Source organism: Acinetobacter sp. YH16053 (assembly GCF_013417035.1).
Taxonomy (GTDB): Bacteria; Pseudomonadota; Gammaproteobacteria; order Pseudomonadales; family Moraxellaceae; genus Acinetobacter; species Acinetobacter towneri.
Genome location: NZ_VPEP01000002.1, coordinates 182,377 through 200,754, shown reverse-complemented (window position 1 = coordinate 200,754; position 18,378 = coordinate 182,377). Strand labels below are relative to the sequence as shown.

General features: G+C 40.0%; 18 protein-coding genes and 2 pseudogenes. 10 read left to right on the top strand and 10 right to left on the bottom strand.

Features of this window, described 5'->3' with window-relative positions; all coding sequences use genetic code 11:
- Positions 1-6 precede the first annotated feature (6 nt).
- Both FTV43_RS02710 and FTV43_RS02705 read left to right on the top strand, forming a co-directional pair.
- Positions 7-300 carry a cold-shock protein gene (locus tag FTV43_RS02710; protein ID WP_178318208.1) on the top strand — a complete coding sequence of 98 codons (294 nt, stop codon included), beginning with the start codon at positions 7-9 and terminating at the stop codon, positions 298-300.
- 85 nt (positions 301-385) lie between these two features.
- A complete protein-coding gene (locus tag FTV43_RS02705; RefSeq protein WP_179994811.1) occupies positions 386-967 on the top strand; it encodes a cold shock domain-containing protein in 582 nt (193 codons plus the stop codon).
- Between the two features lie 34 nt (positions 968-1,001).
- On the opposite strand, the gene gigC is transcribed toward FTV43_RS02705, so the two are convergent.
- Positions 1,002-1,883 (bottom strand): LysR family transcriptional regulator GigC, encoded by an 882-nt coding sequence (gigC, locus tag FTV43_RS02700; protein WP_004975482.1) that lies wholly within the window; start codon positions 1,881-1,883, stop codon positions 1,002-1,004.
- Between the two features lie 84 nt (positions 1,884-1,967).
- Between gigC and FTV43_RS02695 the strand changes: the two genes are divergently transcribed.
- Both FTV43_RS02695 and FTV43_RS02690 read left to right on the top strand, forming a co-directional pair.
- Positions 1,968-2,729, top strand: coding sequence for a ferredoxin--NADP reductase (locus FTV43_RS02695; protein WP_179994810.1), 762 nt, complete (start codon positions 1,968-1,970; stop codon positions 2,727-2,729).
- Positions 2,707-3,294, top strand: a complete 588-nt coding sequence (locus tag FTV43_RS02690; protein WP_179994739.1) for a hypothetical protein — start codon at positions 2,707-2,709, stop codon at positions 3,292-3,294. Before FTV43_RS02695 ends, FTV43_RS02690 begins: the two co-directional genes overlap by 23 nt.
- Positions 3,295-3,532: 238 nt before the next feature.
- Here the strand turns inward: FTV43_RS02690 and FTV43_RS02685 are convergent, their stop codons facing one another.
- A complete protein-coding gene (locus FTV43_RS02685) occupies positions 3,533-3,955 on the bottom strand; it encodes a hypothetical protein (RefSeq protein WP_004975486.1) in 423 nt (140 codons plus the stop codon).
- Between the two features lie 200 nt (positions 3,956-4,155).
- On the opposite strand from FTV43_RS02685, the gene FTV43_RS02680 reads away from it, so the two are divergent.
- The 4 genes from FTV43_RS02680 to FTV43_RS02665 all read left to right on the top strand — a co-directional run bounded on the left by FTV43_RS02680 (position 4,156) and on the right by FTV43_RS02665 (position 7,013).
- Positions 4,156-4,434: a hypothetical protein gene (locus FTV43_RS02680; protein ID WP_004975487.1), complete on the top strand. Its 279-nt coding sequence runs from the start codon at positions 4,156-4,158 to the stop codon at positions 4,432-4,434.
- A gap of 254 nt (positions 4,435-4,688) precedes the next feature.
- On the top strand, positions 4,689-6,410 hold the full coding sequence (locus FTV43_RS02675) for a mechanosensitive ion channel (protein WP_179994809.1): 1,722 nt from the start codon (positions 4,689-4,691) through the stop codon (positions 6,408-6,410).
- 95 nt (positions 6,411-6,505) lie between these two features.
- Positions 6,506-6,676 carry a hypothetical protein gene (locus FTV43_RS02670; RefSeq protein WP_179994808.1) on the top strand — a complete coding sequence of 57 codons (171 nt, stop codon included), beginning with the start codon at positions 6,506-6,508 and terminating at the stop codon, positions 6,674-6,676.
- 169 nt (positions 6,677-6,845) lie between these two features.
- Positions 6,846-7,013, top strand: a complete 168-nt coding sequence (locus FTV43_RS02665) for a hypothetical protein (RefSeq protein ID WP_004975492.1) — start codon at positions 6,846-6,848, stop codon at positions 7,011-7,013.
- A gap of 183 nt (positions 7,014-7,196) precedes the next feature.
- Here the strand turns inward: FTV43_RS02665 and FTV43_RS02660 are convergent, their stop codons facing one another.
- From FTV43_RS02660 to FTV43_RS02640, 5 genes and pseudogenes are all read right to left on the bottom strand, one after another.
- Complete coding sequence (locus tag FTV43_RS02660; protein ID WP_179994807.1) at positions 7,197-8,393, bottom strand: NAD(P)/FAD-dependent oxidoreductase; 1,197 nt, start codon at positions 8,391-8,393, stop codon at positions 7,197-7,199.
- Between the two features lie 53 nt (positions 8,394-8,446).
- Entirely contained in the window at positions 8,447-9,319 is an 873-nt protein-coding gene (locus FTV43_RS02655; protein WP_131261522.1) for a 1-aminocyclopropane-1-carboxylate deaminase/D-cysteine desulfhydrase, read from the bottom strand.
- Positions 9,320-9,386: 67 nt separating this feature from the next.
- A pseudogene (locus FTV43_RS02650) lies at positions 9,387-9,578 on the bottom strand (HlyD family secretion protein); the annotation flags it as partial.
- Positions 9,573-9,959, bottom strand: a pseudogene (locus FTV43_RS02645) (IS4 family transposase); the annotation flags it as partial. The pseudogenes FTV43_RS02645 and FTV43_RS02650, both read right to left, overlap by 6 nt.
- 135 nt (positions 9,960-10,094) lie before the next feature.
- On the bottom strand, positions 10,095-11,717 hold the full coding sequence (locus FTV43_RS02640; RefSeq protein WP_179994806.1) for an oleate hydratase: 1,623 nt from the start codon (positions 11,715-11,717) through the stop codon (positions 10,095-10,097).
- 355 nt (positions 11,718-12,072) lie between these two features.
- Between FTV43_RS02640 and FTV43_RS02635 the strand changes: the two genes are divergently transcribed.
- Positions 12,073-12,696, top strand: coding sequence for a LysE family translocator (locus tag FTV43_RS02635; RefSeq protein ID WP_179994805.1), 624 nt, complete (start codon positions 12,073-12,075; stop codon positions 12,694-12,696).
- 50 nt (positions 12,697-12,746) lie between these two features.
- Here the strand turns inward: FTV43_RS02635 and FTV43_RS02630 are convergent.
- From FTV43_RS02630 to metG, 3 genes are all read right to left on the bottom strand, one after another.
- Positions 12,747-13,906 (bottom strand): IS3 family transposase gene (locus FTV43_RS02630; RefSeq protein WP_179994804.1). Its coding sequence is split into 2 segments (ribosomal slippage): positions 12,747-13,672 and positions 13,672-13,906, totalling 1,161 coding nucleotides; the frame shifts between segments, so codons are not numbered across the junction.
- A gap of 24 nt (positions 13,907-13,930) precedes the next feature.
- Positions 13,931-14,359 (bottom strand): hypothetical protein, encoded by a 429-nt coding sequence (locus FTV43_RS02625; RefSeq protein ID WP_179994803.1) that lies wholly within the window; start codon positions 14,357-14,359, stop codon positions 13,931-13,933.
- A gap of 179 nt (positions 14,360-14,538) precedes the next feature.
- The gene (gene metG / locus FTV43_RS02620; RefSeq protein ID WP_179994802.1) at positions 14,539-16,596 is read right to left on the bottom strand and encodes a methionine--tRNA ligase; all 2,058 of its coding nucleotides are present in this window, start codon (positions 16,594-16,596) and stop codon (positions 14,539-14,541) included.
- A gap of 278 nt (positions 16,597-16,874) precedes the next feature.
- On the opposite strand from metG, the gene apbC reads away from it, so the two are divergent.
- Positions 16,875-18,128 carry an iron-sulfur cluster carrier protein ApbC gene (apbC, locus tag FTV43_RS02615; RefSeq protein WP_179994801.1) on the top strand — a complete coding sequence of 418 codons (1,254 nt, stop codon included), beginning with the start codon at positions 16,875-16,877 and terminating at the stop codon, positions 18,126-18,128.
- Positions 18,129-18,378 lie beyond the last annotated feature (250 nt).

Sequence of the window (18,378 nt, the reverse complement as noted above, 5' to 3'; positions counted from 1 at the left end):
TAAGCCATGAAATCTGAACAATATCAAGGGAAAATCAAACAATACAATGCCGAAAAAGGCTATGGATTTATTGCCGCACCTGAAGGTGAAGTGTTTTTCCATATCTCGGATTTTTCTGCGGCTGAAGGCGATCCAAAGCGCAATGATCGGGTTAAATTTAATGTGGTTCAAAATGGTGATCGTTATAAAGCCATTAATATTGAACCTGTAGAAGATAAATCCAAAAAAGCGAAAAAGGCCAAAGCGGTTGCTGCAAATACCTCGATTACGTCTGCATTGTTATCGAACTTAAAGGGTTAATTTTAAATATTTTCATGAATAGAAAGGGGCATTTCAGTCTCTTTTTTTATACAATAATCAAAAACTAACGTGTAAAGAGTAATTTATGTTTTTAGAAGGGAAAATAAAAACTTATAACGAAGAACGAGGCTTTGGTTTTATTCAAATAGAAGGAGAACCAAAAGATTTGTTTTTTCATATTAAAGATTTTCCCAATAAAAATCTGCCACCAAAAGTGGGAGAAAATCTAAAATTTCGTAAAGTAGAAGAAAATGGCAAGTTCAAAGCAGATAATATCGTCCGTCTAGATATTAAGGTTGCAGTCGAAAGGCATACGCCTCAATCAAGGGCAATTCATACGACAAAGCAGATTCAAAAAAGACAGCAGAAGTCTGAAAATAACTCATCCAATTTTGTGACTTATATGGGTATATTGATTATATTCGGCTTGGCTTATGCAGTATTTAATAAGTACCAAGCTTGGCAAAATAGCCAGCCTGAAGCTTTATCAGTACAAAAAGTAGTAGAAGTTCCTGTTGTTGAACAGAACTTTACTTGTGATGGGCGTGAGCACTGTAGTCAAATGACGTCTTACGAAGAAGCGTTATTCTTTATACGAAATTGTCCAAATACTAAAATGGACGGTGATGGTGACGGCATACCGTGTGAGAGTCAGTTTAATCGCTAAAAAAAGAGTACCATCATCGGTACTCTTTTATAAACTATTTCGCGTCGCAAAACTTCATAAATGCCTTTAAGCCAGGCCCTTGGTATTTCTGACGATGCACCAACATGAATAACGGGCGCGTCAGTTGCCAGAAAGGTGTATCTAAAATCACCAATTGACCTTTTTCTAGTAAAGGTTCAATCGCCAATCGTGAAATACACGACATACCAATCCCACCTGCGACAATTTTTAAAATCGCTTCGTTATGACCCAAAGTTAAACGAATATTGGCATCAGGCAGGTCTTTTAAAATTGCATTGTCAAACACTTCACGGGTACCTGAACCTTCTTCACGTAAAATCCACTCGGCATCTTCAAAATCTGCAATGCTTAAAGCACGGTTTAACTGCGCTAGAGGATGACTTGGCGCACAGCACACTGCGAGCTCATCATCACGCCAATGAATACATTGGAGTTGTGGTAAGTGACAAGAGCCTTCTATCAAGGCTAAATCTAGCTGAAACTGATTCACAGCTTCAATCATTTGGCGGGTATTGCCCACTTGTAATTGTAAATGCGCCTGTGGTTGAATTTGCAAAAAGTCTGCCATTAAATCAGGCATCAAATAGTCACTAATGGTGAGAGTTGCACCTAAACGCAAATCGATGCTTTGTAGTTCGCCTTTAGCAGCTTGCTCAAAAGCTTCACAACGACCCAAAATTTCTAAGGCTTGTGGCAATAAAAAACGACCTAAATCGTTCAGCTGTAGGCGCTTACCCAAACGGTCAAACAGTGGAGCGCCTAAGCCATCCTCCAAATCTGCTAAGGCCATACTTGCAGCACTTTGGGTGAGCTTAACGGCATCACTGGCTTTGGTTACTGTCCCTTCTTGGGCAACTGCTACAAAAACCGCCAACTGGCGTAAAGTCATGCGCATGAATCAAGCCTTAACATTTAAAAATATTCATAAATTACCCCAACATGCTAACATGAGCACAGTCTTTCATGCCACGCTCAAATCATGTCAATTGAAAAATTTACTTTAGAAAAAGTGCTTTCGGTTCATCGTTGGACCAACACCTTGTTTAGCTTCACCATGACCCGACCTGCGCATTTTAAATTTACCGCAGGACAGTTTGCACGTATCGGGTTAAAAGTGGGCGATGAATTGGTGGTACGTGCTTATTCGGTGGTGTCATCACCCTTTGATGAAACTTTAGAGTTTTTCTCAATTGTCGTGCCAGATGGTGCGTTTACTTCTAACTTGCAGCACCTTCAAGTGGGCGATGGGCTGTACTTGGAAAAAATCCCTTATGGTTTTTTGACCTTGGCGCGTTATCAGTTGCCTGCGCCACACGATTTATGGTTGTTGGCCACAGGTACAGGTCTTGCACCGTTTTTATCCATGCTGCAAGATTTTGAAACGTGGACAAAATATCAATATATTTATTTGATTTATAGCGTGCGTAGCGCAGCCGAATTGGCTTATGTCGATAAAATTCAAGAAATTGCCGAAACTTTTGGCGAAGGGCATTCGGGCTTTAAATTTATCCCAATTGTCACCCGCGACCCTCAAGCTGCTTTGCATGATCGTTTACCTGTATTAATTGCTAATGGCGAATTGGAACAGGCTGCAGGCAGTGTACTCAACCCTGAAACCAGCCATGTGATGTTATGCGGTAACCCTGCCATGGTGGATGACACCAAAGAAGCCTTAAAAGCGCGTGGTTTAAGCATGAACCGCCGCGGGGAAGGTAATATTGCAGTTGAAAATTATTGGTGAGGATGTGATACAACTATTCAAATATCAACTGTTCAAATATATAGCCAGCGCAGGGCTGATGTTTATAGTCGCACAAACCGTACAGGCTGAAACGGTGGAAACTCAGGTTGCTGTGCAAGATCACGTACTCATTTATGATGGGCCACTTAGCCCTGAAGCCAACGCACGTGCAGCGGAATTACTTAAACAGTCAGATAAAATTGATACCTTAAAAATCAACAGTCGGGGTGGCGAGATCGGCTTAGGTATTGATTTGGGCAATTTGGTCTTTGACCATCAACTGAATGTAGAAGTTGGACAATATTGTTTTTCTTCTTGTGCCAATTATGTATTTCCTGCGGGCAAAGTAAAATATTTAAACTTGCGTAGCCAGCTCGGTTGGCATGGCGGCAGTTTGCAAAAAATGCAATTTGAAAGTGCTGAAATGGAGCAAATGTATAACGATTACATTGGCCCAATCCGTGCGAAAGAAACCGCTTTTTTTCAGAAAATTAAAGTTCAGCAAAGCTCAACCATTGCAGGGCAGGCACCTGAATATGAAAAATATCAAGCGCTATACATCTAAGAAAATGCGAAGTTTTGGCATAGATCAGGTGCGTTTTAAGCAGGTTTTGTGGCTGCCTAAATCGAGTTTTGAAAATAAATGTATTTTCACAATTCGCTAAAAATTGGTTGTTGAGGTGATCTTCACCATTCATATAAAAACCTCATCTACAACGCTGCAGATGAGGTTTTTGCTTGGTGCGATTCAATTTTGAAAGCAACTTTTGAACGCAATGCTTGAAAGTGACTCTTCAAAGAAATTAGTGCACAAACATATCCATATATTCGCGGATTTCCTGAATCGCGCTATCGACATCGCTACTTAGCCAAGTCGGTTCAAAAAAACCTGCATAATGCTCTAAGCGCTCTTGAGGAACCACCAAACGCACAGGACATTCTTCTTCAAGTAAGCGCCACGGTAAAATTGGCACTTCATTATCCAGAAATGCAGCAATGTTGCGAATATCAATGATCATGGCATTCACACAATCTGGAAATGGCATGACCGAAAATTCTTCGGTACGACGACGGAAATATTCCAAATCGCCCCATTTGAGCAGATAGCTGGGCTTGCTAAATTCAATAATACCAATGAGATGCCCATCACGGGTATAGTGCAAGGCACATTGATGAGTGACGTCAGTGTCAAGATCAAGCGATACACTTTGTTGACGATACGCCATAAAGTTCAAAGTACACAAAAAACGGTACGTGATTATAGCGCATTTCCCCGTGAGAGGCAGCTTTGTCGATATTGGGCAACATAGGTGGTACTTGAGGTATATTACATCTTTTCACCATCTTGCTATGTATTGTCACACAATAAGCGTGAGGAGCTTGTTAGTATGAAAATTCATCAGATAAATACATAAGTGAGGGGAACATGCCGCATGATTTCAATAAACCACCTCATGTAAACTCAGCTGAAGACATTAAGCGAAAAAAACGTATTCCAGTCTATATGCTTCTACTGGTGGGAATCTTTTTATTGGCATTGCTGATTTACATGATGGCGGATCGCAATCCGAGTCCGAGCGAAGCACCTCCTGGACATCCTAATCCAACCGTACAACAAGCAACGCCAAATAGCACGACAACGGGCACAGCTGGAGATGAAGCACGTGCAGAGGACAGCAATACTGCAACAGCAACAGATCGGTAGTTTAGCCTAAGCGTCAAAAAATCGTATTTACAAATTCAGCCTTGCCTAGATGCAGGGCTTTTTTGTGGATTTTCGCAAGGTTTATTATCCCTCCTTTGTAGAATTGTTGCGATTCTGCATCCCAAGGTTGAATAAAAAATATGCAAATTCTATGGTGGGTAGAGCTTTACTCAATAATTTGAATCGATAAAAAGCAGTTTTGCGCCGTGGTGCAAACCTAAAAATGAATCTAATCACCATGAGGATTAAACAAGATGAATGATTATTTTAATGGGAACCTGCATGGCAGAGCTTTTGATGCCATGTATTATTGGGAGCAATTTCAACCCATTTTAGCTGCAGTCGCAATTTTACTTGTCGGGTGGGTGATTGCATTATTGGTCGCGGGTGGAATTAAAAAGGTTCTACAAAAATTAGGCACCGATCAAAAATTATCAAATGCAACGGGGCATCGTTCAAATATTGAAGTGATTGTGTCGCGGGTCGTGTTTTGGGTGATTTTAATTATTGCGGTCATTGGTGCGCTGAATGTGTTGAATCTGACCAGTGTCAGTGGGCCATTCAGTAATATGATTCAGCAGTTCTTACTGTTTATTCCTTCTTTACTGGCTGCTGTAGCCGTTGCTTTTATTGGGTGGATTTTGGCAAATCTGGTCAAAGTGGGGATGCAAAAACTGTTGGCACGTACTCAGTTGGATGAAAAACTCAGTGCCGATATCGGTGTGAGTGGTTTAAGTCAAAATATCAGTGAAATTGTTTATTGGCTGATTTTATTGCTGTTCTTGCCAATTGTGCTGTCAATTTTAGGTTTAAACGGTTTACTTTTCCCTGTGCAAAATATGGTGAATGAAGTTGTGCTTTATTTACCGAATATTTTCATTGCAGGCGTGATTGTTTTTGTCGGATACATTCTGGCAAAAATTGTTCGTGGCATTGTCGAAGGTTTATTAGGCAGCCTGAATATTCAACAGCATGCTGAAAAAGTTGGCATTTTTAAAAATTCAAATTTACCTAAATTACTCGGTTCGTTTGTTTTCGCCTTGGTGATCATCACCGCCTTGATTATTGGTTTTGAGGCACTTGGAATTGAAGCCATTTCGCAGCCTGCGACAGCCATGCTGTATGAAATTATGAATGCGATCCCGCATATTATTGCGGCAGGTCTGATTCTTATTTTGGCTTATGTGGTGTCGCGTTTTGTAGCCAATATTGTGATGGAAGTGGTTGCAGGTACAGGAGTCGATGATATTCCTGCCAAACTCGACTTACAGCGCTTTTTAGGTACGACTAAAATTTCATGTGTAGTCGGTTATCTGATTGTATTCTTTACCATGCTATTTGCGGTATCTGAAGCGGCGAACCGTTTGGGCTTTGATCAAGTCAGCGGCTTGATTGCCATGTTTATCCAGTTTGGTGCAGATATCCTGTTGGGTGCTGTCATTTTGGTGGTGGGTTTCTGGCTCGCGAATTTGGTCGCCAAAGTGGTACAGCGCGGTGAATATAACAGCTCACGTTGGTTGGCAAACTTAGTCCGTATTTTAATTATGGGTTTGGTGGTAGCCATGGGCTTACGCGCGATGGGTATTGCCGACTCGATTGTGAACTTGGCCTTTGGTTTAACTCTCGGTTCTGTTGCAGTGGCTTTCGCACTTGCCTTTGGTTTAGGTGGTCGTCAACCTGCAGAGCGTGTGTTAACTGATTTGATTGATAAAGCTAAACGTGAGGCAAATCAACCGAATCCTTTGCACAAGACAGAAACGGCAACGTCAGCATCAAGTGTGATGACACCTATTGTATCTGAGCAGCCGCAAGCGTCTGTAAGTGATGTGACTACAACACCTGAAGCGGCAACTGATCATGCAGTGCCAGATACCTTAAAGGTTGATCCTGAACATCCACCAGTCAACAACCCATTTGGTTCGACAGGTGAGGCTGAACCAGATGTCGATGAACATCCAAAAAATGACCCGAAATAACCTGTTCAAATTTTGATTTGAATCGCTAAGATGATCGACCAATCACCGTATTGGTCGATTTCTTTTCGGTATTCATTAAAAAAGAGGAAACGATAATGTCCAAATCAGCACCCGATAAGTTTTTTGCCCCAATCGTGATTGCTGGCATCACCATCGGCTTTTTTGTTGCAGCCTATAAATTTGTTTTTGCCAAGCCAGAAGCCACCGCAAAATCAACTGAAAATGTTGAGAAAAATCATCCAAAAGAGGATAGACCAAGCTCTTAAATTATGTTAAAAATTAATCAACTTTGGCAGGAATGAGCCAAAGACTGATTTGGATAAATCAGATCAATAGCTTGGAAAGCTTGATGAGGGTTTAAGGGAAAAATAAAAAACTTGGGTTTTAACCAAGCTGAAATATTTGAGTCTTAAAATTCGCGCAAGGATGACAATAATGAGAGAAATCAATATGCTAAACAAATTACGTATCAGTTTAAAAGTTCAAGTGGCAAATTCGTTACCTATGCATCAACAAAATGCTGTGCTTAAAATGCAGCAAACTGAGTCACGTTTGGCAAATACGCCAAAATTGGTATTATTTCGTACCGATTATTTAGAATAAAATAACAGGATTCACGTATTGCTAAGTCTTTATAGTACGTGACGGTGTTAAAGAAAAAGCCAGTTTAGAAAAAACTGGCTTTTGTCATTTTGCAATTTGATCGGCAAGATCAATATTATTCTGTTTAGACTAGAATCATTTTTATCACATTCATTTGTTTGCATGTTTCATCTAAAAGCAAACTTAAACATACTCCGATGCTGCATGTGCAGATGACCACGCCCATTGGAAATTATAGCCGCCCAAATGTCCCGTTACATCTAAAACTTCCCCAACAAAATACAAGCCTTTTTGTTTTTTACTTTCCATAGTTTTAGAGGAAACTTCTTGGGTATCGACTCCGCCTAAAGTGACTTCGGCAGTACGATAACCTTCTGTGCCTGATGGTTTGACTTCAAAGGCATTTAAACGTGCTGCAATCTGTTCTAGCTTTTCATCACTGATATTGCCAATTGCCGTTTCAGAGAGTGCAGGCCAAATCAGTTGCTGTAATTCAGCCACTACACTTTTTGGCAAATGTTCGCTGAGCAAGGTGCGCAGTAAAACTTTAGGACTGTTTTGCTTTTTATTTTTAAAAAAGTCATAGAGTTCTAAGTAAGGCAAAAAATTAATTTTAAAACTTTGTCCGACATCCCAATAATTAGAAAGCTGTAAGGCACTCGGCCCACTCAAACCGCGATGGGTGAATAGCAATGCTTCGGTAAAACTAGTCAATGAATTTGATAAAGTCGCATCCACCGCATTACCGCTTAAACGTGTAGTGACTTCTTTAAAGCTGTCTGAGAAGGTAAAAGGCACTAAACCTGCACGGGTCGGGTAAACACGATGACCAAATTGTTTGGCAATTTCATAGCCAATTCCAGAGCCACCTAAAGTTGGAATAGATAAACCGCCAGTTGCTACGACGACAGCGCTTGCTTGGAAATAACCCAAAGTCGTTGCAATTTGAAAACCTTGATCATCTACCGCATTCACGGCTTTGACTTCACAATTGGTTTGAATATCGACCAATTTGGTTTTTTCACATTCGGCTAAGAGCATGGCTAAAATTTCTTTAGCGCCGTTTAAAGTGAATAATTGTCCGTGTTTGCGTTCTTCATATTCAATGCCGTATTCGCAGACTAAACCAATAAAATCCCAATTGGTATAACGGGTGAGTGCAGAAATGACAAAGTGTGGATTATGTGAAATATAATGGTTTGGCTCGACTTCTAAGTTGGTAAAGTTACATTTACCACCACCCGACATCAGAATTTTTTTGCCCACTTTATTGGCTTTTTCCAGTACCACAACCGAACGCCCACGTTTACCAGCCTCTGCAGCCAACATCAAGCCTGATGCACCTGCACCTAAAACAACAACATCAACCTGATGAACCATGAGTATTACTCGGTAGACGAAAAGCGAGCAATTATAAAAGATTTGTGGGGGTTTTAATATGCTTTAAGCTTTCCTTGCAACCCACCTGTATGAATGGCCAGGATTCGAGTGTGGGCAGGGAAATGATTGTGCTGGATTAAATCAAGAAGTCCCATCATCATTTTACCTGTATAAATGTGTTCGAGTGGAATTTGATATTTTTGCTCAAAATTTTGAATAAATTTCAATAATTCAGGTGTAGTTTTGGCATAGCCGCCACCACAATAGGCATCGGTTAAAGACCAATTGCTTTTATCGGTCCATTGTTGAATGTCCTGTTTGAGAAAATCACCTTTCAAGGCTGAAAACCCTAAAACTTGCTGTTGTTCCGAGCTACTTTCAATGATGCCCACAATTGTTCCACCAGTACCCACAGCACAACAAATTACGTCATAATTTTCTAAATCATCAGGGGAGAGGATTTCCTGTGTCCCTTGAATGGCAAGGGAATTGCTTCCACCCTCTGGAATAATAAAGGCTTGAGGATATTGCTGTTGAAGTTGTTGTAAATATTCCACTTCATGGCGCAGACGATATTCGGCTCGGCTGACAAAATGCAGTTGCATGCCAAAATCTTGCGCTGTTTGTAGGGTAGGATTTAAGTCTTGGGTCGCAAGTTCTTGACCACGAATGATGCCAATACTTTGAAAGCCAAAGCGTTGAGCTGCATAAGCCGTTGCTGCAATATGATTGGAAAATGCACCGCCAAAAGTGAGGACTTGAGAAAAACCTTGCTGTTGTGCTGCCAAGAGGTTGTATTTGAGTTTAAAAAACTTGTTGCCCGAAATCTGGGGATGAATCTGATCAAGGCGTTTGATGGTCAGTTGAACAGGCTGGGGAAGTTCTAATGTTTGATAAGGGGTAGGAAAAGCAATGTGATCAAACATTTTTTGCGAACGAGAAATGAATTTGACCACATTGTAAATGTATTTGATTGAGAATGTCAGTGTTGGTTTATGAGTCGGTATCCACCGACGTGATCACCGACATACCAGGGCGTAGATTTTCGATCCCTTTTTGATTCGGATCAATGGTGATACGTACCGCTATACGTTGAACGACTTTGGTAAAATTTCCTGTGGGATTGTCAGGTTTAAGTACACTGAACTCTGAACCCGCAGCGGGGGAAATCTGTTCCACATGGCCTGGTTCATTGAGCAATGTCCAAACAATAGGTATCGCTATTGCACGATAGACGATGGCTAACATCAAGATATTGATATCTCGTTTTCTCCATTTCCAGTTGGTTCTATCCAAAGTTAATTGGACTTTATCGAATAAAAATATATTGAAAATTAATTGAGAAATTTGACGATAATCGAAATACTGATCTGCAAAGAAGCGTTGTATACGTCGATAAAATGATTGTGGTAAGCACTTGATGGGTAAGGCTTTAGATGCAGAAGAAAGATTACATTTCTGTTTTACAATTAATGCAAGCATAATCAGTGTAAAACATTTTACATGTGACTTGTTTCACTTTAGATATTTGTTTAAGATGAGATGTAACTCATTGAAATGTGTCATCATATTCGTCGTTAGAAAACAAGTATTATGCCATTATTTAAATGAGTTATCTTTTTTTGTCGTGTACAAAGATCGTTTTATCAAAATAAGTTGAATAACCATAGGGCAGCAATTTACCCTATGGCTTTTTAAAATTTAATGAAAAACTGCTTCCAAAGCATTTAAGCCAACTTTAGGATCGAGTAAACCATTGTAAATCTCTGGAATTTCACGTTCGACACCTAAGAGCTGATAAATGGCAATCATGGCACAACGTACGGAATATTCCACAGTGAAAACCACATCATCTTCAAGCTCTACGAATTGACCTAAGAAAGCAAAGTTGACCGCATTTTCTGGAATGACCAATGGACGATCACCTGCTTTACGACATGCAAATAGGGCAGAAGCATAAGGCATCATTACTGTGGTAATGTCGGTATGTGCCAACACATGATCCAAGATGTCATCGAAACCAAGTTGATGAATCAACTCAATTAAAATCTCTTGACCCGTCGCTTCACTCATCGGTTTTTTAATGTAATCGCCGATATGGGCAATTTCAAAACCATAACCCCATAAGGTGAATTTACCTTCTGGTAAGTCAGCAAAATGCGGTTGAGCTGGAACGACCACAGATAGATGCCAACCAGATTCAAACCAAGTCATGAGTGCACCAGTACCCGGTTCATTTCCTGTGTAATCAATAATCCGTTTTAGCAGCACATCATCATGCATGGTGAGCGTAAAGGATTTCCATTTATGCTCATCAATGTTGCCATAGAAGGTCATTGGACGACCAAAATCAGGAGCTTTTTGAGCCAATGTTTCCCACAAACGCCAGCCATGATCTTGTCGATCACGAATCAGCTCAGGAACATCGAATTTATCGCCATAACGTGAATCAGCCGTAATCGAACCTAAAGTAAAGAGCGCAAGATCATGCTCACCCAGTTGAATTTGTTCAGTGCCTTCTGGAATGTTGACATAAAGTTGGGTTGCCTTACGTTCCTTCGTTTGGGCATCTTCGACAAAGTCTGCATCTGTGACATAACTACCGAAACGAACATCAACGCCTTGTTCCACCAACCAGCGTTGTAGAGGATGAATCATTGAATCATATTGATTGTATTTAGTTCGTTTCACACCTGCTAAGGTATGGATGCGTGGTAATTCTTGAATGAAACGTAGAAAATAACGGCGTAATTCCGCTGCGCTATGCCATTTTTGAAAGGCAAACGTGGTTCGCCACATCCGCCAAAAATTACTTTGGAAAAATGCATCATCAAAAAATTCATCAATACGGCGACTACCGATACGATCTTCTTTTAATGCCAGTAGACGTAACATTTGAGCACGGTTGAGCGTTGATAATCCCAATTTTTGAGCTTCTGCAATAATATGATTTGAGTCGATCAAACGTGCTTGAGCATTGGTTTTAACTTGTTCGTTAAATTCACGACATTCTTCGCGAACAGAAATGTCTGGATTTTCTAAAGATGGGATGCTTGAAAATAAATCCCAAGTACACAAATAAGTTTCATCAGTTAGCATACGTCCACCACGTGTGACCCATGCTTGGTTCGGATTAAGCGGATTATGTCCACCATCCATCGAACCACCAGAAACATTCAATTCTTCTAAAATATGGATATGTTCAGCTGGCACTTTAGCATCACGAATCGCAAAAGCAGCAGCAGCCATACCAGCTATGCCTCCACCTACAATCCAAAGATGTGATTTAGAGCGGTCTAATGTTTTCAGTCTTTTATTTTGCATCTGATGTGCCTCGTTTGTAGTTCTAAAGAAAATTAAAGTCGTAATTTTATTATGGGATTATGTGTTTTTAAAATATATGAAAGTTCTGCTAAAAATCGATGATAAATTATTATCAGAAAAAAACTTTAATAGAAAAAATGGATGCACAATAAAATTTTACTGTTCATATGCTATGTTTTAACTGTTTGATATTAAAATTAAATTGAGTTTTTACTCTATTTTTGGTTTTTTACTAAATATCAAATTGCTTGAAAAATCCTTAAATTTATAAACATAAATCAAAAAATTATATCTTCTATTATGGTTTTTTAAGTAAAATAAATAGTTGAAAATTATTCTAATCTTGAGGTCTATCTTGGAATCATTATTGATTTTAGGCTCTATTGCTTTGGCATTAATGCTTGGTGCAATGAGTCCGGGGCCAACCTTTATTTATGTGGCAAAAAACTCAATTGCTATTTCACGTAGACATGGCTTGTTCACTGCTTTGGGTACAGGCACAGGTGCCGCAATTTTTGGTTTATTGGCGGTGATGGGGTTGCAGGCTATTTTATTGGCTGTGCCTTCTGCATATTTTCTGCTTAAAATTTGTGGTGGTTTATATCTGTTATTTTTGGCTTATAAAATTGTGAAGCATGCCAAAGAGCCTATTCAAACCAATCTTGCACATGGACAGCAAATGTCCCTTCGCCGTGCGTTTACCACAGGTTTAATTACGCAGTTATCTAACCCTAAAATTGCAATTGTCTTGGCGAGTATTTTTACGGCTTTGTTGCCTAAAGAAATTCCGAACTATTTTTATGTGGTGCTGCCAATTCTGTGTTTTTTTATTGATGCAGGTTGGTGCTCATTAGTTGCAGTGGCTTTGTCTGCAGAAAAACCGCGTCAGGCTTATATTAAGTTTAAGGCTATTTTTGACCGTGCAGCAGGGGCGGTAATGACAGTATTGGGCTTAAAATTAATTTTTGGGATGAAGTGATTTATTTGTGTAGATACCTATGCCTTTTGGGAGATGATCCTAGACTGATCCTAGACAGTATCGTGGACAACCAGCCCCTCTAAACTTTTAATATATTTCTGTTCAAAGGCTTCTGGACTTAACCAGCCGTTTGCAGAATGTCTTCTGACTCGATTGTAATAAATTTCAATATAGTCAAACAAGACAGCATTCGCTTCTTTTCGAGTCGAAAACACACTGCCATGTACCACATGACCTTTTAATGTATGAAAGAAGCTTTCAGTCACTGCATTATCCCAACAGTTTCCACGTCTAGACATACTCTGAGTACAATCATTTTTCAGTAACAGCGCTCTAAAATCACGACTACAGTACTGTGAGCCTTGGTCCGAATGAACCATAACACCAGTTGGATAACCCTGACGAGCCATTGCATAGTTAAACGTATCACACACCAACTGGCGGTCTATTCGATGGCTGGTTTGCCACCCCACGATACGACGGCTAAATAAATCTAGCATCACACATAAATACAACCAACCTTCTTTAGTGCGGATATAGGTAATGTCTGTTGTCCAGACTTTATTAGGCTGAGTAACTGTAAATTGGCGATCCAACAAGTTGGGTGCTGTAGGCAAACGATGGGTTGAATCAGTCGTATGCTTGTATTTACGTGCAATCCTGCTACGTAAACCAAGCTTTTTTAGCATCCTTCCAATAGTACGTTCGCTCATGTTGTAACCTAAATCATGCATGTCATGTACTAATGAAGGTGCACCCAATCGTGCATGATGCTGCCAATATACGGCTTTTAAGTCATTATATTTCTGTGCCGTATTGGCTTGACGTTTTCGCCAGGCATAATAGCCTGAAGTGCTGACACCTAGGCATTGACAGGCAGAAGATACGGTGACTTCATTCATATCTAGATCTTGAATTACCGTGTACTTTTCTTGGCATGATCTGTTAGAAAGTACACATGCGCTTTTTTTAAGATGTCATTGGCTTCCTTGAGCTGTTTGACTTCTTTCTCTAATTCCACGATCCGCTGTTGTTCTGGTGAAAGTTGACGTTTGCTTGAACCTGCCGGATTGGTTTCACGAATCCATTTATCTAATGTTGAATAACCCACACCTAATTTCTGGGCGATTGCAGCTACAGACTCGTGTGAGTTTGAAAGTGCATAATCAATCGCTTGCTGTTTAAATTCGGGACTAAAACGTTTAGCCATTTCTTGAATCTCCAAAGATTAAAGTTACGTTATCTTTAGAGGGACGTGCTGTCCATTATTTTGTCTAGGATCACTTCCCTCTATACCAAAGTAAAAAATAACGTATGAGATATCTAATATTTGTGATTTATTGAGTTGGAGATTTTCTTGTGCAGAAATTTCTTGAATCGTTTCTAAAATTCCTTTGAACTGAATTTTGAAGGTTACAAAAGCCTTTTTTCCTTCTTTTGGTGGGTGTTGCGGATCGGTATTGGGTAAAGAAATATTTATCAAATGTTGGTTGTGATAATCAATCATTTTAAAAAAATTAGACTTTAAATTATTTTTCTGCGCTTCATCTTTTTGATTAATAATTGTATAAATCAAGAGGAATATGCTTGATGCACTTAAGAGAGTACCTATAAGTCCTCCATACAAATTACCTAAAGAAGCTCCTAAATTTGGATCAATCAAGGAGGTTGCTCCAATTTGAAAAGCTTTGTTGGTAAAAATAAAATAGGTAGCTAGCAAACTAATAATTATCAAGACTATTGGTAGAACTAAGCAAAAAAACTTTATCCATCTATTCATTATTTATAGCTATAAAAAAACCCCACTAAAATATAGCAGGGCTTTTTATCAGTGTCTAAAAATTAAGACACTTTATCCCCCGGTTTAGCACCAGATTCAGGTGAAATCACCCAAACACCTTCGCCATTACCCGCAGCGAGTACCATCCCGTTAGAAATACCAAAACGCATCTTACGTGGTGCAAGGTTTGCAACCATCACCACCAATTTGCCTTTTAAATCTTCAGGTGCGTAAAACTCGCGGATACCGCTAAACACTTTACGTGGCTCGGCTTCACCTACATTTAAGGTCAATTGAAGCAGCTTGTCAGAACCCTCAACGGTTGCAGCCTCTAAAACTTCTGCTACACGTAAATCAATTTTGACAAAGTCATCAATGGTGATAATTTCCGCTTCACCGACTTTAGGTTCTGCTTTTTTCTCTTTGGCTTTTTCTTTTTTCTTTTCCGTTTTTGGTGCTTCAGCAGGTGCGGCTAAAGAATCTTTAGATGCATCTACCATTGCAGCTACCGCTTTCGGATCAACACGTTGCATGAGTGGTTGGAACAACGCAATTTCATGACCGACTAAAACAGTTTTACGTGATTCAAAGTTAAAGCTATCTAACTGTAAGAAGGCTTGAACTTGTTCAGCCAAGGTTGGCAGTACAGGCGCAAGATAAATCGCCAATTGACGGAATAGGTTAATCCCTACAGAACATACGTCATGAACTTGCTGTTCTTCGCCTTCAATTTTGGCTAAAGCCCAAGGCTTTTTCTCATCAATATATTGGTTGGCGCGGTCAGCAAGCGCCATAATTTCACGAATTGCCGCAGAGAATTCACGCTCTTCGTATGCTTTGGCAATCGAGTCACCTGCAGCAATAAAGCTTTGTACTAACTCAGGTTCAGCGCAGTTTGCACTTAATTTGTTATCAAATTTAGTGTTGATGAATTTGGCACAACGACTGGCAATATTCACCACTTTACCTACAAGATCAGAGTTTACTTTCTGCACAAAATCATCCAGATTTAAGTCAGAGTCTTCAACTTTATCAGACAGTTTTGATGCAAAGTAATAGCGTAAATATTCAGGATTTAAATGCTGTAAATACGTTTCTGCTTTAATAAATGTGCCGCGAGATTTCGACATTTTTTGACCATTTACAGTCAAGAAACCATTTACAAATAAACCTGTAGGCGTGCGATAACCCGCACCATCTAACATCGCAGGCCAGAATAAAGCGTGGAAATAGACGATGTCTTTACCAATGAAGTGATAGACTTCTTTGTCTGAATCTTTTTTCCAATAATCGTCAAAATTCAGGTCGGGGCGTTTGTTTTTTACGTAGTTTTCAAAACTCGACATATAACCAATTGGCGCATCAACCCAGACATAAAAATATTTATTTGGTGCATCTGGAATTTCAAAACCAAAATATGGTGCATCACGTGAAATATCCCAGTCATTTAAACCGTTTTCAAACCATTCATCCAATTTGTTGGCAATTGAAACTGGCAAACGACCTTCATCGCGCGTCCATTTTTGTAAATATTCACCAAAATTAGGCAATTTAAAGAAGTAATGATCTGATGATTTTTCTACAGGTGTTGCGCCGCTCAAAGTCGATTTTGGATTAATCAGCTCAGTCGCGTTATAGGTTGTGCCGCAAACTTCGCAAGAGTCGCCGTATTGATCTTCTGCTTTACATTTTGGGCAGGTGCCTTTGATAAAACGATCCGATAAGAACATGCCTTTTTCAGGGTCAAATAATTGCGTAACAGGACGCACGGCAATATTGCCTGCATCTCGATTTTTGACATAAATTTCGCTGGCACGTGCGCGGTTGGTGTCGCTATGCGTTGAATCATAATGATCAAAATGCACGCCAAAACCGTCAAAATCACGAATGTGTTCTTGTTGCACATTGGCAATTTGCTGTTCAGGGCTAATCCCGTTGGCTTCGGCACGCAGCATGATTGCTGTACCATGCGCATCATCCGCACAGACATAAGTCACGTCATGTCCCATTGCACGCATGGCGCGAACCCAGATATCTGCCTGGATATAACCGAGTAAGTGACCCATATGGATCGGACCATTGGCGTATGGTAGGGCGTTAGTGACTAAAATTTGACGCACGGATATAACTCTCTCAAATAGGGACGATGCAATTCGGGCAATTTTACCTTAGATAGCACATAGATGCACAAGGGATTCCATGAATTCTTTTCAAATCCGCCTAGAAGGCTAAATACAATATCTAAACAAGGAGTTGGTCTGCATTTGAAGATAAACCATGTTGAAAACCAACTGATATACTCAGAATTAAGTATTTCAGTGAAAGCACGACTTAACCTTATACTGAATTATCGTTACACTATCAAAATCGCGGTATTTCCAAACTTTGGAGTAAATCTATGTCTTGGCTTTCTTCACTTAAATCAGTTTTTTCACCTTCGCATACGGTGAATGAGGAAGCTATTCAGCACGTGCTACAAAGTTATATCTTGCCTGAATCTGAACATGCCTTAAAAGATCGTATTTCTCAAGTGAATGTGCAAGGAGACATTCTGCAAATCACCATCAATACTTATCCTGAAGAAAAACAACATTTACAACAAATTCATGATGAGTTGGCAGATGCTTTAGAAAAATGCGGCATTAAAGAATTGAATATGCATGTGATTCAGCAGAAAACTGGACAGAAAAAAGAAAGTTGTGGGCATCAGCATGCTGAAGGTGAAAGCTGCGCTACATCGACCACACAGACCACAGCATCTCATTTACCACCAGTGGTGGATGCTGCAGGTCAAAGTTCTATGCAAGAAGCCGATCCGAATAATCCACCGATTCAAAAACCTGCGCCACAACAACGTGATGTGCCGAAACATCCACGTATTCAAAACGTGATTTTAGTATCTTCGGGCAAAGGTGGGGTTGGAAAATCTACCACTACAGTAAATTTGGCTTTGGCATTGCAAAAGCTAGGCTTAAAAGTTGGCGTATTAGATGCCGATATTTATGGTCCAAGTATTCCGACCATGCTTGGCAATGCAGGCAAAACTCCTATGATTGAAGCTGAGCAGTTTGTACCGTTGGATGCTTTTGGAATGCCTGTGTTATCCATCGGGCATTTAACAGGTGACCACAATACACCTGTTGCGTGGCGTGGGCCAAAAGCCACAGGTGCATTAATGCAGCTCTTTAATCAAACCTTATGGCCAGATTTGGATGTGTTGATGATTGATATGCCACCAGGAACGGGGGATATTCAACTAACACTTGCACAGCGTATTCCTGTAACGGGAGCGGTAATTGTAACCACACCACAAAATGTTGCCTTAATGGATGCTGTGAAAGGCATCGAACTGTTTAATCGTGTGCAAATTCCTGTCATGGGCGTAATTGAGAATATGTCGACGCATATCTGCTCAAACTGCGGCTACGAAGAACAAATTTTTGGTCAGGGCGGTGGCGATAAACTGGCAGAACAATACGACATTCCGTTGCTTGGGCGTTTACCCTTAAATGTCAGTATTCGTGAAAATGTGGATGCAGGTACGCCGTCAGTGATTGCAGGCGATGATGCTGCCGATAGTTACATTGCGATTGCCAAGCAAATTGCAAAAAAACTGCCTAAAGCCGAAAAAGATCAGAATCGTATTTTCTAAACGGGGACCTCAGCTTGGAATGATCGCGGTTGTCGTCATTCAGTTGTCGTCCTTCAAATTTTAAGTGATCCATCTTTGAAAGCTAAGTCACAATATTTTGAAAATTTAGCTCACTTCGGTGGGCTATCTTTTTTGATTGAAAAACACACAAGTATATGATTTAAAGGTGTTTAATCTTCAAATACCTTAAAAATGTTAAGAAAAAATGACTTATAAGTTACCATTCGATTAAAAAATATTTTTTATATAA

Coding starts and splice junctions, on each gene's coding strand:
- FTV43_RS02685 (WP_004975486.1), bottom strand. CDS start 3,955: ATGGCGTATCGTCAACAAAGTGTATCGCTTGATCTTGACACTGACGTC.
- FTV43_RS02680 (WP_004975487.1), top strand. CDS start 4,156: ATGCCGCATGATTTCAATAAACCACCTCATGTAAACTCAGCTGAAGAC.
- gigC (WP_004975482.1), bottom strand. CDS start 1,883: ATGCGCATGACTTTACGCCAGTTGGCGGTTTTTGTAGCAGTTGCCCAA.
- FTV43_RS02695 (WP_179994810.1), top strand. CDS start 1,968: ATGTCAATTGAAAAATTTACTTTAGAAAAAGTGCTTTCGGTTCATCGT.
- FTV43_RS02655 (WP_131261522.1), bottom strand. CDS start 9,319: ATGTTTGATCACATTGCTTTTCCTACCCCTTATCAAACATTAGAACTT.
- FTV43_RS02665 (WP_004975492.1), top strand. CDS start 6,846: ATGAGAGAAATCAATATGCTAAACAAATTACGTATCAGTTTAAAAGTT.
- FTV43_RS02640 (WP_179994806.1), bottom strand. CDS start 11,717: ATGCAAAATAAAAGACTGAAAACATTAGACCGCTCTAAATCACATCTT.
- apbC (WP_179994801.1), top strand. CDS start 16,875: ATGTCTTGGCTTTCTTCACTTAAATCAGTTTTTTCACCTTCGCATACG.
- FTV43_RS02705 (WP_179994811.1), top strand. CDS start 386: ATGTTTTTAGAAGGGAAAATAAAAACTTATAACGAAGAACGAGGCTTT.
- FTV43_RS02710 (WP_178318208.1), top strand. CDS start 7: ATGAAATCTGAACAATATCAAGGGAAAATCAAACAATACAATGCCGAA.
- FTV43_RS02670 (WP_179994808.1), top strand. CDS start 6,506: ATGTCCAAATCAGCACCCGATAAGTTTTTTGCCCCAATCGTGATTGCT.
- FTV43_RS02660 (WP_179994807.1), bottom strand. CDS start 8,393: ATGGTTCATCAGGTTGATGTTGTTGTTTTAGGTGCAGGTGCATCAGGC.
- FTV43_RS02675 (WP_179994809.1), top strand. CDS start 4,689: ATGAATGATTATTTTAATGGGAACCTGCATGGCAGAGCTTTTGATGCC.